Genomic DNA, 25,682 nt, shown 5'->3' with positions numbered 1-25,682 from the left:
TCTCTAATTTAGCTTTTCTATAAACGAAAGACAATGGTGAAGATTACATTGGTGGCAGGTGCAAGACCTAATTTTATGAAAATTGCTCCGATCATCCACAGTTTGCAGCGACGTAGCAACTTAGGAGCTAAACTGAGTTTTAGGTTAATTCATACAGGCCAACATTATGATAAAAAAATGTCTGGTGATTTTTTTGAGCAGTTGAATATTCCAGAACCTGATACCAACTTAGCCGCTGGAGGAGGAACACAAGCGGAGCAAACAGCCACAATTATGATAGCCTTTGAAAAAGAATTATTGGCAAATAAACCTGATTTGGTCATAGTGGTTGGTGATGTGACTTCTACATTAGCTTGCTCTATTACGGCTAAGAAGCTTTGCATTGACGTGGCTCATGTTGAAGGAGGAATTCGCTCTGGGGATTTGAGCATGCCAGAAGAGATCAATAGAATGGTAACTGATAGCATCAGTGATCATTTTTTCACTACTTCAGAAATAGCCAATCAAAACTTGCTCAAGGCTGGAGTTGGACAAGAAAGAATTCATTTTGTTGGAAATACAATGATAGATACACTATTAGCGAATAGATCCAGATTCAAAAGACCAGAAGGAGAGATTTTTGAACAACTAGAAGCCCAAAGATACTTTGTTCTCACCATGCATCGCCCAGCCAACGTAGATCAGGAGGGACAGCTTAAGGCGATGATTGATGCTATCATCGCAGGAAGTAATGACATGCCGATTATTTTTCCAGTACATCCTAGGACCGCTAAAAATTTGGAAAACCTTGGAATATCACATAAGAATTTATTCATGGTAGATCCATTGGGGTATCTAGAGTTCAATTACTTGGTAGAAAATGCCCTCGCTGTCATCACAGACTCTGGAGGAATTACTGAGGAGGCAAGTGTGATGAATGTGCCTTGCTTGACACTGAGAGATAATACAGAGAGAGCAGAAACTATTCAGCTGGGTACAAATGAATTGGTTGGTACAGATCCGCAGCATTTAGGACCATACATGGAAAAACTGATGAAAGGTGACTGGAAAACTTATCAAGGCATTCCGCTTTGGGATGGAAAAACAGCAGCACGAATCGTTGATAAAATTTTAGAAATATACGGATGAGCAAGAGGAGAATAGAGGAGCTTGTTGCTCAATTGGATTTAATCCCACACCCAGAAGGGGGATTCTATAAAGAATTTTATAGAGCTAATTTGGGAGTCAGCACGGACTCTGGAGAAAGAAGTATCATGACGTCAATTTATTTTTTGTTGACCTCTGAGAACATTTCGAAATTTCACCAGATTAAGAGTGATGAGATGTGGTTTTATCATGAAGGATCACCACTGACGGTGCACGTAATTGATTCAAAAGGTCAATATGAAAAGATAAAAGTGGGACCCGTTGGTGAAAAAAATAAACCCCAGCAATTGGTTCCTGCAGGGGTGATTTTTGGTTCTACAGTAGATGAAAACAATTCTTATTCCTTAGTTTCTTGTGTCGTTGCACCAGGTTTTGATTTCGAAGATTTTAGGCTGTTTGAAAGGGAAGAGCTATTAGACAGATTTCCCCAGCATGTAGAAATCATCAAACAATTGACCTAAATCACATCAATCCAGCAGCCTTCAAAGCAGCTTCAGCGATAATTCCATCTTGGGCGGAGGTCACTCCAGATATCCCGATGGAACCAATGATGATACCGTCTTTGAATATTGGTAGGCCTCCCTCTATTGCTGTGATAGGCATGGTAGTCAAATGTACTGCACCGCCTTTGATCATCTCTTCAAATACTTTTGTAGGACGCTTGAATTCAAAAGCAGTTTTGGCTTTGAGTTGAGCGATTTCTATACTTCCGATTTGTGTGCCATCCATTCTTCTCAGCAAAATCAAATTCCCGCCTTGATCAAGAATAGCAATGACCACATCCCAATTTTCGGAAAGGGCTTTCTTTTGGGCTGCATCAGCGATTTTAGTAGCCTGCTCTAAGGAGAGAGTTGGCTGAGTTTGCGCATGACTCAGTCCGAGAATTGAAATATTCAATAGGATGGTTATAAGAATATGCTTCATAGCAATTAATTTTTATTTGGTGAATCTCGTCATTTATCATTGGAAAGTGAAGTTGATTGAGATTTAGTTGAATATTAACTAAATCAGAAGTAGTTTTAGGGATGAAAAAATCCAACCTACTTATTTTTGTTTTTATTCTAATTGGAAGCATCTGTTCTTGTGGAGAGCGCTCTTCTAGGAACGATAAAGACCTAGAATTTGAATTTGTCATGGTAGACTCCTTGGTCATAGACATTTTAAAAACTGTCCGAATACTTGATTTTCATCCCGAAAAAGAACTTTACTTGATAGTTCCTCAAATGAGCATGGAAGGGCATTTTATGATCATTGATAAGGCTGGGGAAGTGGTGGCAGAAAATACATTAGCTGAGGGTCCAGATTCATTTGGGCTTGTGACTGCGAGAATGGGCTTTGTAGGAGATGAAATCATGGTAGTCACTGAGGGGAGCACCTACTTGTATGATCTAAACCTGAAAGTACAGAGAAGCTTTACTTTTGAGCAGGGCATTAGGTTTAGGTTGATCAATTTCACGCGTGATAACTTGAGTACATTCAGAACTAATGATGGGGCAATAGCTGCTGTAGTAAATATGAATGATGCTTTTCTTCAAAGATATCCTGAGGATTATTTTGATACACTCAATATGGTTCACCTGCAAAATGCTCGAACAGGAGAAGTCAATAAAGGTGGCAAGCTAGATGAAAGTAGCGCATTTAAGCAAGGGGCATTTATACCGTTCATGGATAACCCAATTTACTTTTCCGACTTGAACTCTACATTTATTTCATCAATGCTTTGGGGAGATTCTATATTGTATCAGTTAGACCCCAATGATAATTTTAAAATTGCCAATAAGATCCACTTAGAAAGAATTGCACCAAATAAATTGATCACTGTACCTTGGGAAGAAGCAACTAGAGCTGCTGTACAAGAGCATCGAGCAAACAATAATAGATTCGGTGGAGCATTTTCCGAGATCGTTGGGTATGGAGATGAAGTTATAGTTGGCTACAGAACTGGATCAGATCCTAACACTGTATTCGAAAACCCAAGTGAAGAGCAGCAACAATTGGAGACTAACTCCAGAAAGAAGTATCATTTTTTGATCAGAGATGGTGTACAAGTAGGTAAGCCGATTGAGTGGACGCTACCTGGTAAGATATTACTCAATGTAGGACCAAATCGCTATTTGCAATATGGTGATCAGGCTGAATTGCACGAGTACGAGAAAGATTATCAGTGCTATTACATTTATGAATTGAGAGAAAAGTCTTAAAGATTGTGTGCAATAAATGATTTGTTCATTCCCAAGAATTTCTCTTTGAATAAAGTCGAACCGGGAAAGAGTTTTATCAATTCTTTCATAGATAGTAATCTGATTTCTTCTAAATATTGTTGGGCTTTTTCAGGCCTCCAGCGATGAAGTCGGCTTAATTTCGTTTTAGTCAGGATGGTATATACCCATTTACTGGGGAGATACTGAGCAAAAGGAAGCGCATAGTGTGCCTCTATGGGAAAGTGTTTGTTTGGAGTTTGGATAAAAAACTTCTTTCCAACGCGCATACACTCTCGAGCCATTTTTTCTTGATTCTCGAATGTATAAAGATGCTCTATCACAGAATTAGAAAAAACTAAATCAAAAGAATCATCTCCAAATTCCGACAGGTCAGTAGCATCACCTTTGACTGCTCGAAGCTGTGGATGTCCTGTTTCTGAGGTATCTAAGTTGAGTAAAATGATTTCTACTTGATAATTTTTTAAAAAATTTTTGTCTTTCCAAAAGTACGCTGTTCCCCCAACATCGAGTATTTTAAGCTTCCTTCCGGCAGGGAAATTTTTAGCTATCAAGGTTTCAAATACAAAAAAGCGTCTATGTCTGAACTTATTCCCTATAGATTCTGGATTGTGTGAAGCGTCCAGTAAGTTTCTTAATTTCTTCATGATTGGAACAGCCTGATTTATTGGCTCAAAATATATTTTTAATTAACAAATTAATTACCTCAAAAGTAATACTGCTTTGTAAATCTTTTTTAATTTTACGACCAAATTTAACTATTTGAAGTTTAAAATTCAGATAATCCAAATAAGATTGAAAACTATTACTACTAGTTTCCACGTATTTGGACAAAGGAATTAAAAGATTTTTATGAAAAGACGTTTTCACAAATATTTCCCATGGCTTTTTGTTATAGGGGATTTACTAGTTCTAGTATTAGGGCTGACATTATCAGTGGCTTTATTCAGGTACTTCATTGGCTACCCAGAAGTTACTGTAAAACTGTTTGCTTACTTTATCTTTTTTTGGCTGCTTATCTCGGTAGGCAGAAGAGATTACAAGATTGGAAGGACAGCTGAATTAGGCTATACCCTAAAACAAATCCCTGAGTCATTGATTTGGCTTGTAGGGTTGATGGCTATATTCTGGATACCAACACAAGAGCATCCATTGGGTATATTTTTTCTAGTAGGGGTTGCTGTAACATTAGTAATTTTCTTAAGCATCTACCGAGTAAGTGTGCATCTACTACTCAAACAGTATAGGATACAAGGAAAAAATTATAGGAATGCAGTTATCTTAGGAAGAAATAGCGCTAGCAATAAACTTGCTCAAGTTTTCAAACAAAGAAGAGATTTTGGTATTAACTTTTTAGGGTTCTATGATCAACTTTCTACGAATCATGTTAACTCTCGTGGGGCATTGGAAGCCTTCTTTGAAGAAGCTGAATCTCTCGATTTGGATCTCGTTTATCTAAGCGAAGATTTGGATGCGCGTACGATTAGACAAGTGATGGATTATGCGGATGAAAGGTATTTCAAAGTAAAAATCATACCTAATGGCAATCTTCAACTTGAAAAGAATTTGTCTTTTTCAAAGTATGGAGAGTTTTTTGTCATCAATGTCAATGACATCCCTTTAGACAGTATTCCAAATAGAATTCTTAAGCGGTCCTTTGATATTGTTTTTTCTTTATTCGTTACTGTATTTATACTTAGTTGGATGATTCCCTTGGTAGGCATTTTGATCAAATGGGAATCTAAAGGGCCTATATTCTTTATTCAAGAAAGAAATGGAGTGAATAATGAAGTATTCAAGTGTCTGAAATTCCGCTCCATGACGCCAAACGACTATGCAGATACCCATCAAGCAACCAAAAATGATCCTAGAGTTACAAGAATCGGTTCATTCCTCAGGAGATCATCTTTGGATGAAATGCCACAATTCTTAAATGTTCTGTTTGGAAATATGTCTATTGTGGGGCCTAGACCACACACGATCCCCATGAATCAAAATTTTCAATTGCAAGTAGAGAAATACAATTCTAGACATAAAATCAAGCCAGGAATTACAGGGCTTGCTCAGGTTAGGGGTTACAGGGGAGAAATTGAAAACCTTAGACAAATTCGATCTAGAGTGAGATTGGACTCCTTTTACATTCAAAATTGGTCCATTTGGATGGATTTGAGTATTTGTTACAAAACTATCGGAGAGTTGCTCTACAATAGAGAAAATGCATATTGATTTTATTTTTCTGTACAAAGCTCTGATTAAGCTAAAAATAAAACAAAAAAGGCTTCCCCGTGAAAAGGAAGCCTTTTTTGATGAACTTTACTTTATATATTTCCGATTACTTGCACCTTGCCGAACAATTAATAGAAGAATGTATGATTTTACCTTCAGTTGACTACGGCACCGCGCACGAGCTATGGGCTGTTCTGTGGACGAGTTCCCCATGATATAATGCCTCTCTTTCCTTAACGTGCAACTTTGCGGATACTCATATTACATTTTATGATTGTCCGCTTTCTTACCAGTGGAGTTTTCATTATAAAATAAACCTTAGATTTATAGTCAATATCAATGAGTATCCAATATCTATTAATATCGGCTTGATTCAAGACAGACAATAAATTAGTTACTGGTCTAATTGCAGAAATACATATTATATTTTCATAAGTGCATCCAAGAAGTTCATGGTTTCACCTTTTTGTTTGAAGATAATCATCGGAATTTCATTATTGACCTGAACGAGTTTTTCGGCTGTACTACCTAGTAAGATTGCTGCTGAATTCGTACGTCCCCTACTACCCATCAGTAAGAGGTCTATATGCTCAGACTTGGCTGCCTGAAGGATATGGCGACCATCATTTCCATTTTGTTTGAGTACAAACTTACATTCAAAAGGAGATAAGTTATTTTTCTTGATAAAAGCTTCGCAGTCTTTCTGTGCATTGTCTTCCATGATTTTTGCAAATTCATCAAATGACTTTCCCGTTTTGTAGTATCCGATAGGAACTTCGTAAATATGAAACCCAATGATTTTGACATCGAGGGAGTTTTTTAAAGCCTCTGCAAACTTAAAACACATCAAAGAGTGACCAGAAAAGTCAAGAGGAATCATGATGTTTTTGGGTGTCTGAATTGCCCCTTTCTCTGTAAGAAAAAGCACTGAGCATGGAGCTTTTTGAGCCATAGTTTTGGCTAAAGAGCCACTACCCGGCAACACATCCTTTCTACCCATGATGATCAGATCAACATCTTTGATTTTCGCTTGACGAATAAATGTCTCAAAGGCATTTCCTTCCAATACTATGATTTCAAAATCTAGCTTTGGATCAAAGTCAGATTTTGAAATGATGTTGCGAATTTCAGATTTGATAGATTCATCAATTGGGGCTAGAAGATCTGGGTAGTTTTTCCTAATGTCTTCTGGCAAGGAGAGATCCTTTGCCACATGTACAAAATATAATTTCTCAAAGCCAATTGTATCAGAGATAAAGGCAACTTTTTTTAGGAGGATTTCATCCATTTCGGTAAGATCCAACCCTATCATTGCTTTTTGGAATTTGCTCATAGTCTGCTTTTCTGTCTTAGGTTACCTGTATATTCTTTTGATTTTTTGTCTTAAAATTCAAAAGAATGTGATTCCAATACCAATTTCGGTCTTGTCATCCCTATTTCCAATATATTTGTGCCAAATGGCGAAAATTATCAGCAAATATTTTATTGCATGGGTTCCCTCGGAAGCACTATTTGATCAAGTTCATCAATTAAAACTGAAGCTTAAAGATACTTTTGGGCTAAAATATGCACTAAAATCTCCTCCTCATATCACGCTAAAAATGCCTTTTAGCTGGAATGAAGCCAAAGAAGGTATATTAATTGAGAAAGTAAAAGAATTCTCCAATAACTTGAAACCGTTTTCCATTCAAATTGATGGCTTTGATCGATTTGGAAAGCGGGTCATATTTGTGAGGGTAAATGAAAACAAAGACTTGATTGCTTTGCAAAGTAGCTTGACAACTTTTTGTAAACAAGAATTGAAGTTAGTGTCTGAGTTAAGTGACCGAAATTATCATCCACACATGACCATAGCCTTCAAGGACATCAAAGAGAGACAGTTTGATCTATATTTTAGTTTCCTTTCGACTTTATCCATTCAAGCTCAAGATCAAGTGGACAGTATTTCTTTATTGAAGCGTATAGAGGGTAGGTGGGAGGTAGTATATCAAGTTTTTTTCACAACCTAAAACTTCAATATACCTGAAGTTTTATCCTTATATAGAATGAGACTTTTAGGTTTTTTATCAATATAAAAATTAATCAAGTTTTGCTGTTCAGCAAATTCTTTGACTAATAATGAATTGTAGATTTCTACTGTTATTGGCTTTTCCACAGCTTTACCTTCCATGTAAAACCAGGCCGCATCGTCCTCTATTTCATATCCAAGATATTCAAGTTTCACTCGCTTCCCATTGATGGTAACTTGATTGTGCATCAGAAGGTATTTTTTGATCATATCTTCTAATCTATTTCGAGAATCGGGATTCATGAAGTCTACTTTCGTATCAAAGGTTTTAGCTAGTGCTACTTCAAGATCATCCCAAAAGATTTTTTGAGCGATCTCTATCGACTTTTCTTTATCATTAAAACGAATGTCAGTCAAGCTGATATAAAAAGGGTGGAACATAACCTTCCATCCCAGTATAAACATGAAAATATAATTATAGACCATTTGAAACGCTCTTTGTTACTTTTTGTGCAAATTATGCATTATAATTACACTCCCTAAAAACCAGTTAAAATAAATTTAATCACCAAAGGCAAGCATGAGCCAATTCCAGTTATATTTTGAATTAGGATATAAGCATATCCTAGACCTTAAGGGTTTTGATCATATTTTATTTGTAATTGCGCTTTGTGCAATTTATTTGGCTAGAGATTGGAAAAAAATCCTCATCCTAGTAACCGCATTCACCATTGGACACTCCATTACCTTAGCACTCGCTACGCTCAATGTGATCAAAGTAAATTCTGATTTGATTGAGTTTTTGATTCCAGTGACCATCGCAATTACTGCGCTAGCAAATATTTTCAAACCAAAGCCTAGCAACAGCAGGGGCATACAATTGAATTATATCTTCGCAATTTTCTTTGGTTTGATCCATGGCATGGGTTTCTCCAATTACCTCAGGTCATTGCTGGGAAGAGAGGCTTCTATCTTTCAGCCACTCCTCGCTTTCAATATAGGTCTTGAGGTGGGACAGCTGCTGATCGTTGCCTTGTTTCTGTTGGCTTCATCACTCTTAGTAGGCCTGATAGGGGTGAATCGTAAAGAATGGACTTTAGTGATTTCCGCAGTGGTATTAGGGATGTCAATCATGATGATGATTGATACCAAGTTTTGGTAAAATATTAATTAACTTGTAAGCATATTGTCTAGTAAAATAAAATAACCTATGAATAGAATATTTACACTAGTAATCCTTGGCTTAATGGTGACTTTTAGCGTAGATGCACAGAGAAACCATGCTGAGAGATTTGAGCAGTTGGGAACGATGTTACGTTCGCCAAATGTATACAGAACTGCCTCTGGAGCCCCAGGTCATATGTATTGGCAACAAAAAGCTGATCACGAGATCGAGGTAGAGCTTGATGATGAAAAGCAAGCGATCAAAGGCTGGCAGAAGGTGACTTATTACAACAATTCTCCAGATCCACTTACCTACCTTTGGATTCAGTTGGATCAAAACGAGAGAGCGGCTGATTCTAGAACTCCTAAGATGGCTCAAAATAGCATCAATGCTAGAATGAACATGCGACAAATCGAAAACATTGTGTGGCATGACCAAGACTTAGGCTACAAGATCAACAGTGTGAAAACCATGGGGGGTGATGACCTCAAGATTACCATCAACAATACCATGATGCGTGTGGATCTTCCCCAGCCTTTGAAAAATGGCGAAACTTTCGAGTTTACCGTGGACTGGAGTTTCAACATTCATGATAGAATGAGCTTTATCGGTGGCCGTCCAGGATATGAATACTTTGAGAAGGATGGCAATTACCTCTACACCATGGCAGAGTGGTTCCCGAGAATGGCCGTTTATTCTGATTTCGAAGGCTGGCAAAACAAAGAATTTGTTGGCAGGGGTGAATTTGCCTTGACTTTTGGAGATTATAAAGTGAAAATCACCGTTCCTGCAGACCATATGGTAGGATCAACAGGAGTGTTGCAAAATCCTGAAGAAGTACTTTCAGCAACTGAGCTTCAGAGATGGGAGCAAGCCAAAAAGTCTTACGATAAGCCAGTAGTGATCAGAACTCAGGCAGAAGCAGAAAGATTGGAAAAAGGTAAAGCAAAAGATAAGAAGACTTGGATTTTCCATGCCGAAAATGTGAGAGACTTTGCTTGGACTTCTTCAAGAAAATTCATTTGGGATGCCATGGTGGTAAAACAAGGTGGTAAAGACGTAATGGCCATGTCTTATTATGGCAAAGAGGGGAATCCACTTTGGGAGCAGTATTCCACAAGAGTTGTAGCTCACACGATCAAGTCTTACTCAGAGAAGACTTTTGATTATCCATATCCAGTAGCGATTTCTGTAGAAGCTAGCAACGGTATGGAATATCCGATGATTTGTTTTAACTACGGAAGACCAGATGCTGACGGTACTTACACCGATGCTGTCAAATACGGAATGATCTCCGTGATCATTCATGAAGTGGGACATAATTTCTTCCCAATGATCGTAAATTCTGACGAGAGACAATGGTCTTGGATGGATGAAGGACTCAATACCTTCATGCAGTTCATGGCAGAACAAGAATGGGACAGAGACTATCCATCTAGAAGGGGACCTGCGCACAAGATTGCGCCTTACATGAGAAGTGATCAGAGCTTGCTTGAGCCGATCATGACCAATTCTGAGAATATCATCCAGTTTGGCCCAAATGCTTATGCAAAACCTGCGACAGCTTTGAATATTCTGAGAGAGACTGTCATGGGCAGAGAGTTGTTTGACTTTGCTTTTAAAGAATATTCCAAAAGGTGGATGTTTAAGCATCCTACTCCTGAAGATTTCTTCAGAACAATGGAAGATGCCTCAGGTGTAGACTTGGATTGGTTCTGGAGGGGTTGGTTCTTTGGGACGGACCCTGTGGATATCTCTATTGAGCAAGTGAGTTGGTATAAATTAGACAATAGAACTCCTGCTGAGAAAAAAGCCGATGCAAAAAAAGCATTTGATAGAGAAGAGTCTTACGTATCTAAAACCTATAATGCCAAGGATATCGAGCAGACAATCGTAGAAGCTGATCCTGCGACTAGAGACTTCTACAATAGCTACAATCCATTCTCTGTCACGCCAGATGATGAAAAAGCATACAAGGACTTCATGGCAAGGCTAAGCCAACAAGAAAAAGACCTCTTAAACAGTGGCTTAAATTTCTATGAGATGAAATTTAAGAATGAAGGCGGATTAGTGATGCCTTTGATCATTCAGTTCAATTATACTGATGGTACATCTGAGGTGGATAGAATACCTGCTGAAATATGGAGACTCAATGAAAAAGAAGTCACTAAGGTATTTGCTAAGAAAAAGGAAGTAAAAAATATCGTGCTAGATCCATACAGAGAGACAGCAGATATTGACGAGTCCAACAACTATTGGCCAAGAACTTTCGCTCCTAGTAGATTTGAGTTATTTAAAAGTGCAGGTGGAGCAAGAGGCGTTTCTACGGGTGATAACCCAATGAAGAGGGCTCAGAGAAAATAACTTTCTATCCTAGATTTTCTAAATCTATTTTGAATAAGAATTACGATTAAAAAAACCTGGTAAAGATATTTATCAGGTTTTTTTAATCATTTATAGCTAAGGGCTGTTAAAGAGAAATAAATTAAGAGCACAAAAATGTGGACGATCAATAATTTTAATCGAATGAAAGCAACGATAATACCTTTATTCTTTTTCCTGTCGCTCAGTCTTTTTGCCCAAACCTCCATCAAGGTTGTAAATTCAAGTAATCTTAAACCAATTCCGGGTGTTTTGATATCTGGAGTGGGAATTAAAAATACTATTACCAATGAAGAAGGGATTGCACAAATAGATTTGACACAATCTAAAAAACTCAATTTTTCGCATTTAGGCTTTCAGAAATTAACAGTAGAAATTCTTTCTTTTCAAGATCAAATCATAAAACTGAAACCGACAACAAATGACCTTTCGGCCATTACAGTTGCTGCTTTTGAGTCAGATAGACCATTGTTGCAGCAGGCAGGCGCTGTGAGTAGAGTTTTGGAAAATGAACTTTATCGCTTCAATGAAACATCTATCGTCAATGCCTTTAATACCAAGCCAGGTATACGAGTAGAAGAGCGTGCGCCAGCTAGCTATAGAATATCTATCCGAGGTAGTTCCTTGAGATCGCCTTTTGGTGTGAGGAATGTGAAGGTTTATTGGAATGGCATTCCATTTACTGCGCCAGATGGTACTACACCTTTAAATATATTAGATCTAAGTAATGTACAACAAACCGAAATCATCAAAGGTCCTGCAGGAAGTATTTATGGTGCGGGCAATGGTGGAGTGATCAGTTTTGAAAGTAGGAGAACCATTGAGGAAAATAGGATAGCATCTGATTTGAATGTGGGTGACTTTGGTCTGATGCGATATCGATTTGGCATAGATCAGCAAATAGGCAGTGGAGGCATCAGCGCGTCTTATGTACATCAAAAGTCCGATGGTTTCAGAGAGCATTCCGCAGTTGATAGGAAAGTATTTCAACTAGCTACTCACTTTAATCCATCAGAGAGACAATCCTTATCTACTCAAATTCTATTCAGTGATCTACAATATCAGATTCCAGGCGCACTGAATGGAACCCAACTGGAAGAGAATCCACGACAAGCTCGGCCTGGATCCATTGAACAAAACAGCTCAATTGCGCAGAAATCTGTATATGGAACCATTTCACATCGGTATGATTTCACGGACAAGGTTACAAATGAGACAGCTCTTTATATCAATACCACGGAATTTGAGAATCCTTTTATATTGGATTACAAAAGGGAGACAGCTTTCAGCCATGGCGGTAGAACCAAGTTTACACGTGATGATCGACTTGGGGGATTTCCGATTAGGTTCATTGCTGGTGGTGAATATCAATATGGTTATACTGCTGCCCAAAACTTTGGAAATAGAAATGGACAAGCAGATACCGTTAGATTTAGCGATGACCTGATTACTACTCAGGCATTCCTTTTTCAACAAATAGAAATAGAGTGGACGGATAAACTCCTGATGACGCTGGCATTTAGTGAGAATTTCTCCAAATATGACATCAACAGAAGTGTAGACGCCAGTGCCAATGAACCATCACGTAATAGTCGAAGATTTGACCCCTTAGTCATCCCTAGATTGGCTATGGCTTACCAACTGTCTCAGCGCTCAGGTATCCATGGAAGTATAAGCTCTGGCTTCTCTCCACCGAGTATTGCTGAAGTCCGCACCAACGAAGGAAGCATCAATTTGGACTTAGAGGCAGAGCGAGGGATCAATTATGAGGTTGGGTATCGAGCAAGTTATGGGATTTTCAATGTGGATATCACTGCTTTTTATTTCAAATTGAGTCAGACCATCACTTCTTTTACCAATGAACAAGGAGTGGTTTTATTCAGAAATGCAGGAAGTACAAATCAGAGAGGAATAGAGGCTAGTGTGGACTATGCTCCTTGGAGAAATCAACAAGCTTGGCTCCAAGAGGTCAAAATTGCTCATGCATTTACTGGTCATTATTTTGAGTTTGCAGATTTTGTCAGTGGAGGCAATGATTTCTCAGGTAATCAGCTTACCGGTGTAGCACCAAATACTTTGGTCAATCAGTTTGACTTACGAACAAGATCTGGTATATATTTAAACTTCACACATCAATTTGTGGATAAGTTGCCTTTGAATGATGCTAATACCGTATTTCAGGATACCTATCATCTTGTCAACACCAGATTGGGTTGGAGAAATAGTCTTGGGAAAGGGTGGGATGCAGAAATCTACCTTGGTGTGGATAACTTACTCAATGAAGTCTACAGCCTAGGAAATGACCTGAATGCATTTGCTAACAGATTCTTCCAGCCTGCCCCATTGAGAAATTACTATGGAGGTGTTAAGCTGGGTTATTCTTTTTAGTAAATATTGTGTAATTACTTAACAGAACGACCAGCTTAATGAAACCATTTTTTCGCATTTTACATTGTGTAAAAAAGTAAATCAACCCAAAGAAATATATGGAAAGACCTGAATTCAATATCGAAGAAGTAAATAAAATCATCCGTGGACGTAGGTCCATGTTTATAGCGCAGTTCAAAGAAAATGACCCCGTGGATGATAGTATCATTCAAGAGATGCTCGAAAATGCCAATTGGGCACCAACCCACAAACTGACAGAACCTTGGAGTTTTACGGTTTTTTCTGGGGACGGATTGAAAAAATTTGCTGACTTTCAGGCCGAATTGTATAAGCAGAGAGCTGAGAAGAATGGAAATTTCATAGAAGCGACTTACCAAAAATTCAAAGAGAATCCGCTCAAAGCTTCTCACGTGATCGCTATCAAAATGAAGCGTGACATACGAGCAAACCTTCCTGTCATGGAGGAAATTGCCGCAGTAGCGATGGCTGTTCAGAATATGTACCTCACTGCTGCTGCTCATGGACTTGCTGCTTATTGGGGAACTGGAGGGCCGACTTTCTGGCCTGAGGCCAAGGAATGGTTTGGACTGGAAGAGGAAGATATGATGATGGGATTCTTCTATGTGGCAAAGCCAGCTACAGACAGGTATCCACAAGGAAAACGCAGACCTATTGAAGAGAAGGTAGAGTGGGTAAGAGGATAAGTTTACAATATGAATAAACTGAATTTTACCAGTAACTATAAAATTCAAACCAAATAGCTTAATTCTATTAATTATAGATACAAGATACTAATTGATATTGGCCAATTGAAATCGCTTAAGCCAATTAATCGATTTACAAGTAAAACAGCGTAAATTTAGAATCTGTATTATCATCTAAAAAAAGCCAAGTTTATCGCTTGGCTTTTTTGCTTACATACCTCTAAATCTTGGTGGCTCAATACCATTGGCTCGGATATAAGAGACGGCAGCTCCTCTATGATGGGTGACATGGTCATCTATCAGGCTAATAACCTGTCTTCTGCTACCGTTCATGCCAAAAATATCGATCTTTTCTGCCAATTCTAGTTCTGTCAGGTTTGAGAAAGTTTCTTTCCCATAATCAAAGCACTGGGCTACAAAAGCCTTCAATTCTGCTTTATTTGCTGGTTTGACAGAAACTTGAAAGCCAGGATTACCACCATTGAGGTATCCTTGACTGATGCCCACAATTGCCGAAGATAAATGTGTCACTTGTTCTGTAAAACTCATGGCGGTATCATGAGGCTTATAATTGAGCAATTCCTCAGGCATTTTGTCCACTACTTCTAGTGTAAAAGCTTTACCATTATCCCACTTGAGTATGAATTCTTCCAAGTTGGTTTGTGCCTGCAATGGATTGAGCACAAATGCTGCATAGCATAGTGCTAGAGTTACGATTGTTTTTAATCTTTTCATGGCTAAGTTTCCTTTTTTATTTAAATTTCAATTATCTCTGATCCAAATCAAAGCAAAATGATAACTTTGAATTATGTCTAGTAGGTTTTTAAACAGTATTTTGGTGCTGATGTTTTTGACGGGTTGCGGCGGAGATTACTTGCCTCGCCCGATGGGTTACAATAGAATTGATTTGCCTGAACACACTTTTGAGTCACTTTCTGACTCTTTTCCGTACCTATTTGAAAAGCCTCAAGCTGCCACGGTGGAACAGGATACTTTCAACTTGAAGGAAGAAGCTTGGATCAATCTACATTACCAAGATATGGGGGCCAAAGTCCACCTGACCTATCTGCCCCTAGGTAGTCAGGGTGGTGATGTCAAATTGGTACTCAATGATGCGATCAATTTGACTGCCAAACATCAAATCAAAGCTTATGGAATCGAGGAGTCGGTCCTTTTGACTCCCAAAGGATACACGGGGGTAGTCGCAGAATTGTCTGGGGAGGTACCTACCCAGTTTCAATTCTTTGTGACAGATTCAACTAAGCACTTTCTCCGTGGCGCGCTTTACTTCGATACTGCCATGAAAAATGACTCTCTAGCACCAGTGATTGAACACATCAAGATCGACATGATGCACCTGATCAATACTTTGGAGTTTAAAAATTGATGGAATTAAATGTTATGAATTCATGGTAAAAAGAAAATCGAAATCTGAATTTATCAATTGGTTTGGCCCACTTTTAGATGCATTAAGAGAACTTGGGTTTTCTGGAAAGCCAAAGGAAGTATCCGATAAAATAGCTGAAAACTTAAATTTAAAAGAAGAGTTCTTAGATCAAACATTGAAATCTGGTACCAATAAATTTCATAATCAAGTAGCTTGGGCTAGACAGTATTTAACTTGGGAAGGATTGTTAGATTCCTCTGTAAGAGGAACCTGGAAACTTACAGAAAAGGGGAAAAATACCTACTTGAACGATGAACAATCTCGAGAAATATTTTTGAAATGGGTAGCTATTAACCAAAAAGCTAGAATTAATAAATCAAAATCAGAAGTTATAGAAGAGCAGGAAGAAAATGATCCAGATTCAGTTGAAATCAAGGCTGAAAATAGTTTATTGGAAATTTTGCAGAGTCTTTCTCCGAGTGGTTTTGAAAATGTATGTAAAGAACTTTTAAGAGAGCATGATTTTGAAAACGTTGAAGTTGTAGGTAGGTCCCATGATGGAGGGATAGATGGATATGGTGTTCTAGAAGTAAATCCATTCGTTAGTTTTAAAGTGATTTTTCAATGCAAAAGATATAAATGCTCAGTGTCTAGATCCCAAGTTGGAGATTTTAGAAACGCGATGATCGGAAGAGCAGAAAAGGGAATTATTTTAACCACTGGAACATTTACTCGTGAAGCTGAAAAAGAAGCATCAAGAGATGGAGCACCACAAATCGAACTAGTAGACGGTCAAAAGTTGGTAAAAATGTTTGAAAAAGTTCAGCTAGGCGTTAAAGAAAGAAAGGTTTTTGATGTGGATATGGCTTATTTTCAAAAGTTCAAGGATTAGATTTTTTGAGTTAAAAAAATAAGGTGATATCATATAAGTAGCTGTTTCAATGTAAATGGTTTTATTTCAATCCCTTCCAACTTTTTAAAATGATCCCTCCACCAATAAGCGCGATCATAGCTGCTATTGTAGCCTCATATCTTTCTCCATAAATCCAAAAACCTACGCTGAATAAGACAGCATAGACCATTACCGACCCGACTAGCATCAGTGCTATCTCCTTTGGCAACCTCCCTTGTTCAGTTTCTTCCTGTGGATATCTTTTCAGAAGAGCATTCCAGCCGATAGCAGCTGGCTTGATCTTACGATAAAAACTTAGGAGCACTTGATCTTGCTCTGGTTGCGTAAAGAGGGTAACCAAAACCCAGCCTATCGTCGTAATACCTACCCCATAGAGGATTTTAAGATAAGCTTGGCTTTCTTCAATGTGGATAAGTTCATAAGCTGGATTGATTTTTTCGAAGAAAATAGCAACTAAAAACGAAATCGCCATACCTGCGATTTCGGTGTAAGCATTGATTCTCCACCAAAACCAACGGAGGATAAAAATCGCCCCAGTACCGGCACCAATTTGCAATAATATATTGAAGGCTTCAAGTGCATTATTCAACTCCAAAGCCAATAATGCAGCCAAGAACATCAAGCCTATTGTGGATAACCTTCCTACCAATACCAATTCTTTTTCAGAAGCTTGTGGTTTGATAAAGCGCTGATAGAAGTCATTGACCACATAAGAAGAGCCCCAATTGAGGTGTGTGGATAAGGTAGACATCACCGCTGCAATCAGTGAGGCTAAGACTAAGCCTACCAAGCCCACAGGAAGATAGGTAAGCATGGCTGAGTAGGCCAGATCATGACCAAGTTTACCTGCTGGGATATGTGGAAAAGCTGCTTGCATATCCGAGATATTTGGAAAGATCACCAAGGAAGCCAAAGCAATGATGATCCATGGCCAAGGTCGCATACCATAATGGGCAATATTAAAAAGAAGCGTCGCTCCAATCGCATTTTTTTCATCTTTGGCAGAAAGCATACGTTGAGCGATGTAGCCACCACCACCTGGCTCTGCTCCCGGATACCAAGTCGCCCACCATTGGATCGCCAAAGGCATCAATAGTAAAGGGACAAATAAGTTTGCATCACTCAAATCAGGTATAAAGTTCAATTTATCAGATACATTTGGGTGGGTGAGCAAATTATCCAATGAACCGATTTCTGGTAAACTTAAGACATGTATAGCGGCCCAAATCGCTCCTGCCATGGCAATGAAAAATTGAAAAAAATCTGTCAATAATACCCCCTTGAGTCCCCCTAGTGAACTGTAGATCACTGTGACGATGGAAGCAATCAAAAGTGTCTCAATAGGACTCAAGCCCAACATCACTCCCCCGATCTTGATTGCAGCAAGGGCTACTGTGGCCATAATCACTACATTAAAAAACACACCCAAGTAGATGGCCCTAAATGCCCTCAGAAATGCTGCGGGCTTGCCGCCATAGCGGATTTCGTAAAATTCTAAATCTGTCGTGGATTCAGATCGTCTCCATAATTTGGCATAGACAAATACCGTAAGCATGCCTGTAAGGAGAAATGCCCACCAAACCCAGTTTCCAGATACGCCATTCGTTCTGACAATGTCTGTGACCAAATTGGGGGTATCCGCAGAGAATGTGGTGGCCACCATGGAAACACCCAAAAGCCACCAAGGCATGTTCCTACCTGAGAGAAAAAACTCTTTGGATGAAGAACCAGCTTTTCTAGCGGTCAAGACACCTATCAATAAAGAAATCACAAAAAAGGCTCCGATGATGGCCCAATCCAAATGGGAAATAGTCATACAAATAATTTTATCCATTAAATCTACTGGCTTTTCTAGGATTTGCAAATAAGTTAGCTGGATTCTGTGATCTGCTGCTTTTCACTTATCATTGTAATTCAAACCAGACTCAATGAAAGATCTCCATTTTGTTCAAAAGCTCAATGATTTGTACCCTTTAGACTTATCCACAGCTAAAGTTTCACTTTTTGGAGCAGGGCATATTCATCAAACTTGGCTTGCCATTACTGACTCAAGTAGCTATATCATTCAGAAATTCAATAGCAAAGTGTTTCAAAACCCTGGTTTGATTGCCCACAATCATCAACTTCTGATTGATCACCTAGCTTTTGATGAATTGGATTTTGATTTCCCATTACCTATTCCGAATCTCAAAGGGAGAACACTCTGTCTCTTGGATGGTGAATATTATCGCATATTACCTTTTGTCCCTGGGATATGCCTTCAAGAGATTCAAGCCCCTGAGCAAGCATACCTAGCGGCTAAAGCATTCTCTTCTTTGATTGCTACTGCTAGTTCTTTAGATGTAAATTTATTTCAAGAAGTAATTCCTGACTTCCATAATTTGTCCATGAGGTACCATCAATTCGAAATAGCCTTGAAGAAAACATCTCTTTCCTTGCATGGAGAACTTGAAAAGATAGTAGTCTTTTACCAAAGTCAACATGACTTAGTAAATCAGTACCAGAGTTGGACTAAGCTTCTACCAAAAAGAATTACCCACAATGATACCAAAATCAATAACCTGATTTTCTCAGCTGATTTGACAAAAGTAGAGGCAATCATAGACCTTGACACCATGATGCCCGGTTATGTTTTCAATGATTTTGGGGATTTGGTGAGAACTGTTGCCTGTAATTTGGATGAAAATTCTCTGGATTTTGATTCTCTTAAAGTCATTGTGGATAAATACCAAGCTTTATATGAAGGTTTTCTTGAAGGAAGCATAGACACATTGACCAAAGACGAAATCGCCTCACTACACTTTGGGGGAGAAATGATGATCTATATCATGGGACTGCGCTTTTTGACAGATTATTTGAATGGTAATATTTACTATCAGATCAAATACGAAAATCAAAACTATGACCGTGCAAAAAATCAGATGTACTTACTAAAATCATTGCAGCAACTTGGCTTCAATAAGCAATAAGAAAACTTTTCTCGGAGCCTGTCTATCAAAGTTCTTCACATTTTTTGTCAAATAACACTTAATTAGAGGGTAGCTTTTCCAAAGTTCAGTCTTGTGCTTTGTGTTTACTTTTACGTTTAACCAAACTTTGGAAAAGTATATTTGATTATAACCATTTTATCTATCAAATAATGGCGGTCTTTTATTTTGCCAATCAGTACTTTCTTGATAGGCTCTTCCTAGCATGATCAATTTTTCTTCATCAAAAAGATTGGCTAAGAAAGTGATTGAAGTGGGGCTGCCATTTTCCAAGAAGCCATTAGGCATACACAAAGCTGGGTGTCCTGTAAGATTGGTGATTTGCAATTGATTTCCACCATAAGATGGTGTAACGATGACATCATACGCTTGGAAAAGTTGATGCATTTCTTCAATTAGGATGGATCTAAACCTATTCGCTTGAATGTATTCCACAGCTGGGATAAATCTAGCTGAACGGAATAGGTTTGGCCAAGCATTTCTGCCTTGAGCGACTAGCAGGTCATCCAAGTCCATTCTAGTGAGGTCATCAAATGCGGCTGCGCCTTCTGCATACAAAGTTATCAACATACTACTGACGTCAACAGATGTACTCAATTTGACCGGATGGAGCTCAAGACCCATACGCTTCAAATCTTCCAATACTCTTCTGTCAAATTCATTATTCGGGCGGTTGCCTTCGAAGAAATCTTCAAAATAACCAATTTTTAGTGATTTGACTGACTTATCCACATTGTAGTTAAGGGCTGCTGCAATGGTGCTTTTGTCCTTATGATCCATACCATTGATGGCATGAAGGATAATCCCATTGTCTAAGGCTGACCTAGATATAGGGCCGATTTTGTCCATACTCCAGCTCAATGCCATTGCTCCATGCTTGCTAACTCTTCCATAGGTAGGTCTCAAGCCTGTCACGCCATTTCGGGTCGATGGTGATACGATACTTCCGAGTGTTTCGGTACCAATGGCATAAGGAACCAAGCCTGCACTGACCCCCGATGCCGAGCCTGCCGAAGACCCGCTAGCGCCTTGATTGAGATTCCAGGGGTTTTTGGTTACTCCTCCGTACCAGACATCTCCCATGGCCAAGGCACCTAAGGTAAATTTCACCAAGAGTACTCCTCCAGCATCATTGAGCTTTTCCACAACAGTAGCTGTTTCATTGATGACTTGATCCTTGTAAGGCATGGCTCCCCAAGTAGTCTTGGTTCCTTTGACAGCAAGGAGGTCTTTGATGCCATAAGGTATGCCATGAAGAGGGCCTCGGTATTTACCTGCTTTGATCTCAGCATCCATCGCTCTGGCTTGCATCAATGCTTCTTCCTCCATTACTGTGATGACTGCTTGGAGTGTATCTCCATAGGTTTTGATTCTATTGAGATATATTGTTGTCAATCGCTCGGAGCTCAATTTGCCAGTCCTAATTAATGTGGATAACTCTGCCACACTGAGGTATGCAATGTCATTTTCATTTTCAGGTAATGCCACATTGGAAGGTAGTCCCCACTTTGGATCTGATTGGTTTTGGTTTGGTAAGAATCCGTGAGGAAGAGGGTTGAATGACATGGATGGACTGACTGAATTATCGATGATTTGCTTGCGCATATTGTCATAACCATTTCGATAATTCTTCAGGTTTTGGATCATGCTATCTCGCTCCGCAGGGGTAAATTCCAATCCAACAAGAGCCTCCGCAGCTTCAATGGCTGGGGCATTGATTTCTCCCACTTTCTTGCCGACCACAAAGCCCAGCAGTAGTAGGGTGGGAATTAATAGAATAATTCCCCATTTTCGGTTGTTTGTAAAATCCTTCATGTAGTTTTGTATAGGGTGAAAACCTCTTTTGAGATCATTTGTTAAAATCGTCTGGAATATAATCAATTCATAGAATGGAGAAAAATACACTTACACCAAACTTCCCAATGCCGATGCGCGGACTACTGTTACTGACGGGAATGTACACCTTTGCTTGGTCAGCTTTCTTTCGATACTTTGGAGAAGATTTATTGAAATGGCAGGCTATGAATATGGAGAGTACGGTAGATATGAGCGCTACTGCTCTGGGGAGTTTTGGGATGTTGATTGGTTTCTTGGTTTTTTTAAGTGCTTTTTATCCGATCTCTTGGAATTACCTGATTGTGGTGGGCATAGTGGGTAAACTCACTTTGTCAGTATGGTTTGTCTTATTTTTTATCCCTGAATTAGGATGGAATAAGCGGACCATTTTTCATGTAGTATTTACAGAATTGCTATGGCTAATCCCTTTGATTACAATTTACTTGCGAACAATTAAAGTAAAAGCTTATTTAAAATCCCTTCCAGAAGATTAAGCGCTTCACTTCCATGAAACAAACTCATTTTCTCTTTATCTTTCTCTCACTACTATCTTGCAATCCAAACAAGAAAGAAGTTTCCTCTCCTCAAATTGTACAAGAACTCTATACTTTTTCGGAGCCGGGTGTGGTTTTTGGTCAGCCCTACCTTTTTACCGCTCCTTCTGGTGTTGTATACCTGTCATGGATAGAGCGTGTGAATGAAGTCAATAAAATGATGTACTCCGAACGCTCAGATGGCAACTGGAGCCCTCCGAGGACAATTGTAACTGGAACTGACTGGTTTGTGAATTGGGCAGATTATCCACAACTGGCTGCTTTTGAAGATGGGACTTTGGTCGCTTTCTATCTTCGGAAGAGTAGTCCAAGCACATTTTCTTATGACATCATGTTGACATTTTCATTGGATGGCGAAAATTGGTCTGAGCCTTTTGCTCTACACGATGATGGTACCCATACCGAACACGGATTTGTCTCGATGCTTCCTTGGGGAGAAAATATGTTTTTTACTTGGCTGGATGGGCGCCATACTTCTGGTGGTGGACATCATGATCATGATCATGGTGGAGCGATGACCCTACGTGCGGCAGTGCTCAATACTGAAGGAGCGAAACTGGTAGAGTGGGAATTGGATGATCGGGTATGTGATTGCTGTCAGACCACTTCCTCAATGGGAGCAGATGGGCCTGTAGTTTTTTATAGAGATCGCTCAGCAGAGGAGGTAAGGGATATTTATTGGGTTGCTTATGAAGGCACAGACTGGTCTAGCCCAATGCCAATTTACAATGACTTCTGGGAGATAGCTGGATGCCCTGTCAATGGACCCCGATCAGCAAGTCTGAATGGGCAGTCAGCAGTGACTTGGTTTAGTGGAGCCAAAGGGAAATCAACGGTCAAAACAGCCTTCTTTGAAAAGGCACAAAATCATTTTGGAGAAGCAATCTTGATTGATCTAGGAAAACCAACTGGAAGGGTTGATATGCTGATGCTCGAAGATAACGTGGCCTTGGTGTCTTGGCTGGAAGAAGGAGGTATCTATCTTAGAACTGTGGATAAGTCTGGGAAAAAATCTGAGCCTTTGCTAGTCGGGAATATTTCAGGTACTAGGTCAAGTGGTTTTCCACAAATGACAGATGAAGCGCATCATGTGATTTTGGCTTGGACTGACGATAGCGAAGATACCGCGACTATCCAAACTGTACAAATCAGAAAAGATCTCCTTCCTCGCCCTTAGGAGAGCTTCAGAGCCTTGTAAATCGTGTTTCTGTCCAACTCTCTCACCTCTCCTACATCAAATCCCTCAATGTTCAGATTTTCCATGGAATATCTGACCAACCTCAAGGTGGGGTAGCCCACAGCGGCGGTCATTTTCCTGACTTGTCTGTTTTTGCCTTCTATCAGGCTGAGTTGGACCCAAGAGTCGGGCACATTTTTGCGATAGCGAATGGGCGGATTTCTTGGAGGGAGAGTTGGTGCTTCATTAAGTAATTGGGCTTTGGCTTTTTTAGTATGGTACATTTTCCCATCTACATTGATATCCACACCATTTTCCAGTTGTGCGATCGCCTCTGCGGTAGGAATACCTTCTACTTGTGCTAGATATGTTCTTTGATGGGCAAATCTAGGATTAAGCAAATGATGATTGAGGGATTTGTCATTAGTGATCAGCAGCAAGCCCTCACTATCCTTATCCAAACGGCCCACTGGATAGACATCAGAAGGAAAATCACCAAGTACTTTCAAAGTATTGGCATCACCACTGAATTGGCTCAGTATACCAAAAGGTTTGTAAATGATAAAGTAGCGGTTTTGTGGCATAGAGTTTATTCTTTGATAAGCTTTTTCAAATCCATATTTGAACTTAGAATTCTTATTATTTCAATTTCTTCTTCAGCATAAAGTTTGTAAAAAATCACATGTTTCCTCATTGGAAATCCAAGCAAGCCAAGATCTATTTCGTCATACGCTCTTCCAATTCTTGGGGTTTTTTGCTAAGCTTTGAAAACAATCGATCAAATTTTGATAGTATTTATCTGCCTGATTTTCTGACCAAAAATAGTAGGTGTATTCATAAATATCCGATAAATCACTCAGCGCTTTAGCAGTTAAAAAATATTTACCCATTCTTTTGGAGCTTTGCCTTTAAAAGTTTTAAATGATTATCAGAATCAAAATCTTTTACTCTTCCACTTTCTATTCCTTCTTGAATTGCATTTTTTAGTAACTTAATCTTACCTTCTTCTTCTTCCAAAAGTCGCAGACCAGCTCTAATTACCTCGCTTGCATTTTTAAACCGTCCTTCTGATATTTTACTTTCAACGAAATCTTCGAAATAACTCCCTAAAGAAACTGATGTATTACGTCCCATTTTAATTTATTGAAATGATTAATATTTCGAAGTTACCAAAAATTGGTAACATTGTTCAAATTTATCAACTTTCAAATTTAAATAGTAAGAAACATTTCTATAAACTCAGGGACTATTTCATCTTTGCTCGTAGTTCAGAGCTGGGTTTCATTTTTTAGCTACTATTTGTATAAAATGGACTACTTTTAAACACATTATCTTTTTGCAAAGATTCTGTAAAGCTCAAAAACTTATTAAATTAAGGAGCGTTAACTATTTTATTATTCATCAACAATATACTTCAATGAGATATTTTTATTTTCTAAGTTCAATGATTTTATTGCTTGCTGGATGTTCTACACCTAAGGCTGAATTTGAAGACTTACCATTTTCTATTGTCAAGACGATAAAAATTGAAAATGAACAATTTACACCTAGTGGATTCGATTTTGAATTGTTCAATGATTCTTTGATTTATGCTTATGATATTATGAATGCTGTGGTTTTTAAATATGATAGTCAAGGAAAACTTTTAAGTTCAAATCGATTCCAAAAGGGAATAAATGAAGTGAATTTAACATATTTAGGAGGGTTATATTTGGTAAATGAAGATTCTGTTTTTGCACTAGAAATGGGATTAGGGAATTTACTTTTACTCGATTCAGATCTGAAAATCAAGAACTCTTGGAATGTATATAGATTAACAGAAGAGCAATTTTACACCGCATCCAAAACACAAATCATTAATTTTGAAGCCACAGATGATCAGCCGATTATAACTTTATCTGCAACAAGCAAAAAATACTCTTCTAGTCAAAAGGAACACTATGAAACTTCCTTCCTTGCTATAAAGCTAAATTTAAAAACAGGAGAAAGTAGAACGTTTTTCAAGTATCCACAAGAAAGTTCTTATAGAAATAATTTATTCTGGGGAGACGAGGATCCTTATTATATTTTTGATAATGGAGTTTATTACGCAAGCTTCTCTTTTGATCCCAACTTGTATTCATTTATTGAAGATTCAGAGGAGTATAGACTCTATACTTATGATGGAAAATTGAATAAAAAACCCACTGGAGTTCAATTTGGTATGAATCAAGCAGATTTTATCAGGGATCATCAAGTGGAAGTGTACTATAACCAAAATGATTTTAACCTAATTTCTAAGAATATTTTAAATTTATCAGATAGAAAATATTTTATCAGAGCCGTAAGAAAGGCGATGAAGTTAGGGGAGCAAGTAGGAGTATCTGATATTATGTTGACCAATAATTTTGTTCATGAATACATCTTTCAAATTGTCGATTTGTATCAGAAAAGTCCGCATGTTTGGAAGGAGTATTTGTTACCAAAAGAATACAAAAACTTTTCCTACATAGATCAGGAAGGTAGATTTTATTTTAAAAGAGGAAATATGGATGCCGAGGAGTATCTTATAGATGTGGTTGAATTGGATGTTGATGGTTTGTAAGAATTT

The 25,682-nt window shown here is 38.5% G+C and carries 26 protein-coding genes; 15 read left to right on the top strand and 11 right to left on the bottom strand.

Translation table 11 applies throughout. The annotated features are described in order from the left end of the window. Positions 1 to 33 precede the first annotated feature (33 nt). Both wecB and BW935_RS01960 read left to right on the top strand, forming a co-directional pair. Entirely contained in the window at positions 34 to 1,128 is a 1,095-nt protein-coding gene (wecB, locus tag BW935_RS01965) for a non-hydrolyzing UDP-N-acetylglucosamine 2-epimerase (RefSeq protein ID WP_076498034.1), read from the top strand. Beyond that, a complete protein-coding gene (locus BW935_RS01960; protein ID WP_076498032.1) occupies positions 1,125 to 1,607 on the top strand; it encodes a cupin domain-containing protein in 483 nt (160 codons plus the stop codon). The genes wecB and BW935_RS01960 overlap by 4 nt, the downstream gene beginning before the upstream one ends. A gap of 1 nt (position 1,608) precedes the next feature. On the opposite strand, the gene BW935_RS01955 is transcribed toward BW935_RS01960, so the two are convergent. Continuing rightward, positions 1,609 to 2,070 (bottom strand): GlcG/HbpS family heme-binding protein, encoded by a 462-nt coding sequence (locus tag BW935_RS01955; protein ID WP_076498029.1) that lies wholly within the window; start codon positions 2,068 to 2,070, stop codon positions 1,609 to 1,611. Positions 2,071 to 2,171: 101 nt separating this feature from the next. Between BW935_RS01955 and BW935_RS01950 the strand changes: the two genes are divergently transcribed. Next, positions 2,172 to 3,347 (top strand): hypothetical protein, encoded by a 1,176-nt coding sequence (locus BW935_RS01950; RefSeq protein WP_076498026.1) that lies wholly within the window; start codon positions 2,172 to 2,174, stop codon positions 3,345 to 3,347. On the opposite strand, the gene BW935_RS01945 is transcribed toward BW935_RS01950, so the two are convergent. Continuing rightward, complete coding sequence (locus BW935_RS01945; RefSeq protein ID WP_076498024.1) at positions 3,344 to 4,012, bottom strand: methyltransferase domain-containing protein; 669 nt, start codon at positions 4,010 to 4,012, stop codon at positions 3,344 to 3,346. The two genes, BW935_RS01950 and BW935_RS01945, sit on opposite strands and share 4 nt — an antisense overlap. A gap of 205 nt (positions 4,013 to 4,217) precedes the next feature. Between BW935_RS01945 and BW935_RS01940 the strand changes: the two genes are divergently transcribed. Beyond that, positions 4,218 to 5,591 (top strand): exopolysaccharide biosynthesis polyprenyl glycosylphosphotransferase, encoded by a 1,374-nt coding sequence (locus tag BW935_RS01940; protein ID WP_076498022.1) that lies wholly within the window; start codon positions 4,218 to 4,220, stop codon positions 5,589 to 5,591. Positions 5,592 to 6,012: 421 nt separating this feature from the next. Here BW935_RS01940 and BW935_RS01935 read toward each other — a convergent pair whose 3' ends face one another. Further along, complete coding sequence (locus BW935_RS01935; RefSeq protein ID WP_076498020.1) at positions 6,013 to 6,924, bottom strand: universal stress protein; 912 nt, start codon at positions 6,922 to 6,924, stop codon at positions 6,013 to 6,015. Positions 6,925 to 7,048: 124 nt separating this feature from the next. Between BW935_RS01935 and BW935_RS01930 the strand changes: the two genes are divergently transcribed. Beyond that, the gene (locus tag BW935_RS01930; protein WP_076498018.1) at positions 7,049 to 7,600 is read left to right on the top strand and encodes a 2'-5' RNA ligase family protein; all 552 of its coding nucleotides are present in this window, start codon (positions 7,049 to 7,051) and stop codon (positions 7,598 to 7,600) included. Here the strand turns inward: BW935_RS01930 and BW935_RS01925 are convergent. Beyond that, positions 7,597 to 8,085 (bottom strand): DUF6702 family protein, encoded by a 489-nt coding sequence (locus BW935_RS01925; protein ID WP_076498016.1) that lies wholly within the window; start codon positions 8,083 to 8,085, stop codon positions 7,597 to 7,599. The genes BW935_RS01930 and BW935_RS01925 overlap by 4 nt on opposite strands. 94 nt (positions 8,086 to 8,179) lie before the next feature. Here BW935_RS01925 and BW935_RS01920 point away from each other — a divergent pair, with 94 nt between their 5' ends. From BW935_RS01920 to BW935_RS01905, 4 genes are all read left to right on the top strand, one after another. Then, on the top strand, positions 8,180 to 8,761 hold the full coding sequence (locus BW935_RS01920; protein ID WP_076498014.1) for a HupE/UreJ family protein: 582 nt from the start codon (positions 8,180 to 8,182) through the stop codon (positions 8,759 to 8,761). A 48-nt stretch (positions 8,762 to 8,809) separates the two neighbouring features. Further along, positions 8,810 to 11,128 (top strand): M1 family metallopeptidase, encoded by a 2,319-nt coding sequence (locus tag BW935_RS01915; protein ID WP_076498012.1) that lies wholly within the window; start codon positions 8,810 to 8,812, stop codon positions 11,126 to 11,128. Positions 11,129 to 11,290: 162 nt separating this feature from the next. Next, positions 11,291 to 13,534 (top strand): TonB-dependent receptor domain-containing protein, encoded by a 2,244-nt coding sequence (locus tag BW935_RS01910; protein ID WP_076498010.1) that lies wholly within the window; start codon positions 11,291 to 11,293, stop codon positions 13,532 to 13,534. Positions 13,535 to 13,632: 98 nt separating this feature from the next. Continuing rightward, positions 13,633 to 14,238, top strand: a complete 606-nt coding sequence (locus BW935_RS01905) for a nitroreductase family protein (protein WP_076498008.1) — start codon at positions 13,633 to 13,635, stop codon at positions 14,236 to 14,238. 210 nt (positions 14,239 to 14,448) lie between these two features. On the opposite strand, the gene BW935_RS01900 is transcribed toward BW935_RS01905, so the two are convergent. Further along, positions 14,449 to 14,973 carry a DinB family protein gene (locus BW935_RS01900; RefSeq protein ID WP_076498006.1) on the bottom strand — a complete coding sequence of 175 codons (525 nt, stop codon included), beginning with the start codon at positions 14,971 to 14,973 and terminating at the stop codon, positions 14,449 to 14,451. A 73-nt stretch (positions 14,974 to 15,046) separates the two neighbouring features. Here BW935_RS01900 and gldD point away from each other — a divergent pair, with 73 nt between their 5' ends. Then, a complete protein-coding gene (gene gldD / locus BW935_RS01895) occupies positions 15,047 to 15,625 on the top strand; it encodes a gliding motility lipoprotein GldD (RefSeq protein WP_076498004.1) in 579 nt (192 codons plus the stop codon). 22 nt (positions 15,626 to 15,647) lie between these two features. Next, on the top strand, positions 15,648 to 16,517 hold the full coding sequence (locus BW935_RS01890) for a restriction endonuclease (RefSeq protein WP_076498002.1): 870 nt from the start codon (positions 15,648 to 15,650) through the stop codon (positions 16,515 to 16,517). Positions 16,518 to 16,578: 61 nt separating this feature from the next. Here BW935_RS01890 and BW935_RS01885 read toward each other — a convergent pair whose 3' ends face one another. After that, positions 16,579 to 18,354 (bottom strand): sodium:solute symporter family protein, encoded by a 1,776-nt coding sequence (locus tag BW935_RS01885; protein WP_076498163.1) that lies wholly within the window; start codon positions 18,352 to 18,354, stop codon positions 16,579 to 16,581. Between the two features lie 112 nt (positions 18,355 to 18,466). Here BW935_RS01885 and BW935_RS01880 point away from each other — a divergent pair, with 112 nt between their 5' ends. Beyond that, on the top strand, positions 18,467 to 19,507 hold the full coding sequence (locus BW935_RS01880; protein ID WP_076498000.1) for a phosphotransferase enzyme family protein: 1,041 nt from the start codon (positions 18,467 to 18,469) through the stop codon (positions 19,505 to 19,507). Positions 19,508 to 19,663: 156 nt separating this feature from the next. Here the strand turns inward: BW935_RS01880 and BW935_RS01875 are convergent, their stop codons facing one another. Further along, on the bottom strand, positions 19,664 to 21,340 hold the full coding sequence (locus BW935_RS01875; RefSeq protein ID WP_076497998.1) for an amidase: 1,677 nt from the start codon (positions 21,338 to 21,340) through the stop codon (positions 19,664 to 19,666). Between the two features lie 74 nt (positions 21,341 to 21,414). Here BW935_RS01875 and BW935_RS01870 point away from each other — a divergent pair, with 74 nt between their 5' ends. After that, positions 21,415 to 21,855, top strand: a complete 441-nt coding sequence (locus BW935_RS01870) for a hypothetical protein (RefSeq protein WP_076497996.1) — start codon at positions 21,415 to 21,417, stop codon at positions 21,853 to 21,855. Between the two features lie 13 nt (positions 21,856 to 21,868). Beyond that, positions 21,869 to 23,092 (top strand): hypothetical protein, encoded by a 1,224-nt coding sequence (locus tag BW935_RS01865; protein WP_076497994.1) that lies wholly within the window; start codon positions 21,869 to 21,871, stop codon positions 23,090 to 23,092. Here BW935_RS01865 and BW935_RS01860 read toward each other — a convergent pair. From BW935_RS01860 to BW935_RS01850, 4 genes are read right to left on the bottom strand one after another with little or no spacing between them, the layout of a single operon-like run. Beyond that, positions 23,089 to 23,676, bottom strand: a complete 588-nt coding sequence (locus BW935_RS01860; protein ID WP_076497992.1) for a pseudouridine synthase — start codon at positions 23,674 to 23,676, stop codon at positions 23,089 to 23,091. The genes BW935_RS01865 and BW935_RS01860 overlap by 4 nt on opposite strands. Positions 23,677 to 23,681: 5 nt before the next feature. Next, the gene (locus BW935_RS18750; protein ID WP_262484347.1) at positions 23,682 to 23,786 is read right to left on the bottom strand and encodes a hypothetical protein; all 105 of its coding nucleotides are present in this window, start codon (positions 23,784 to 23,786) and stop codon (positions 23,682 to 23,684) included. A 31-nt stretch (positions 23,787 to 23,817) separates the two neighbouring features. Then, on the bottom strand, positions 23,818 to 23,982 hold the full coding sequence (locus tag BW935_RS18745; RefSeq protein WP_262484345.1) for a type II toxin-antitoxin system RelE/ParE family toxin: 165 nt from the start codon (positions 23,980 to 23,982) through the stop codon (positions 23,818 to 23,820). Next, positions 23,975 to 24,226 (bottom strand): type II toxin-antitoxin system ParD family antitoxin, encoded by a 252-nt coding sequence (locus BW935_RS01850; protein WP_076497990.1) that lies wholly within the window; start codon positions 24,224 to 24,226, stop codon positions 23,975 to 23,977. Before BW935_RS01850 ends, BW935_RS18745 begins: the two co-directional genes overlap by 8 nt. A 202-nt stretch (positions 24,227 to 24,428) precedes the next feature. Between BW935_RS01850 and BW935_RS01845 the strand changes: the two genes are divergently transcribed. Continuing rightward, positions 24,429 to 25,676 (top strand): hypothetical protein, encoded by a 1,248-nt coding sequence (locus tag BW935_RS01845; protein WP_217695339.1) that lies wholly within the window; start codon positions 24,429 to 24,431, stop codon positions 25,674 to 25,676. Positions 25,677 to 25,682: the final 6 nt, after the last annotated feature.

The sequence above is a fragment of the Belliella pelovolcani genome (assembly GCF_900156785.1).
GTDB lineage: Bacteria > Bacteroidota > Bacteroidia > Cytophagales > Cyclobacteriaceae > Belliella > Belliella pelovolcani.
The sequence above is the reverse complement of the archived record's forward strand: the minus strand, read 5'-3'. Positions and strand labels throughout refer to the sequence as shown.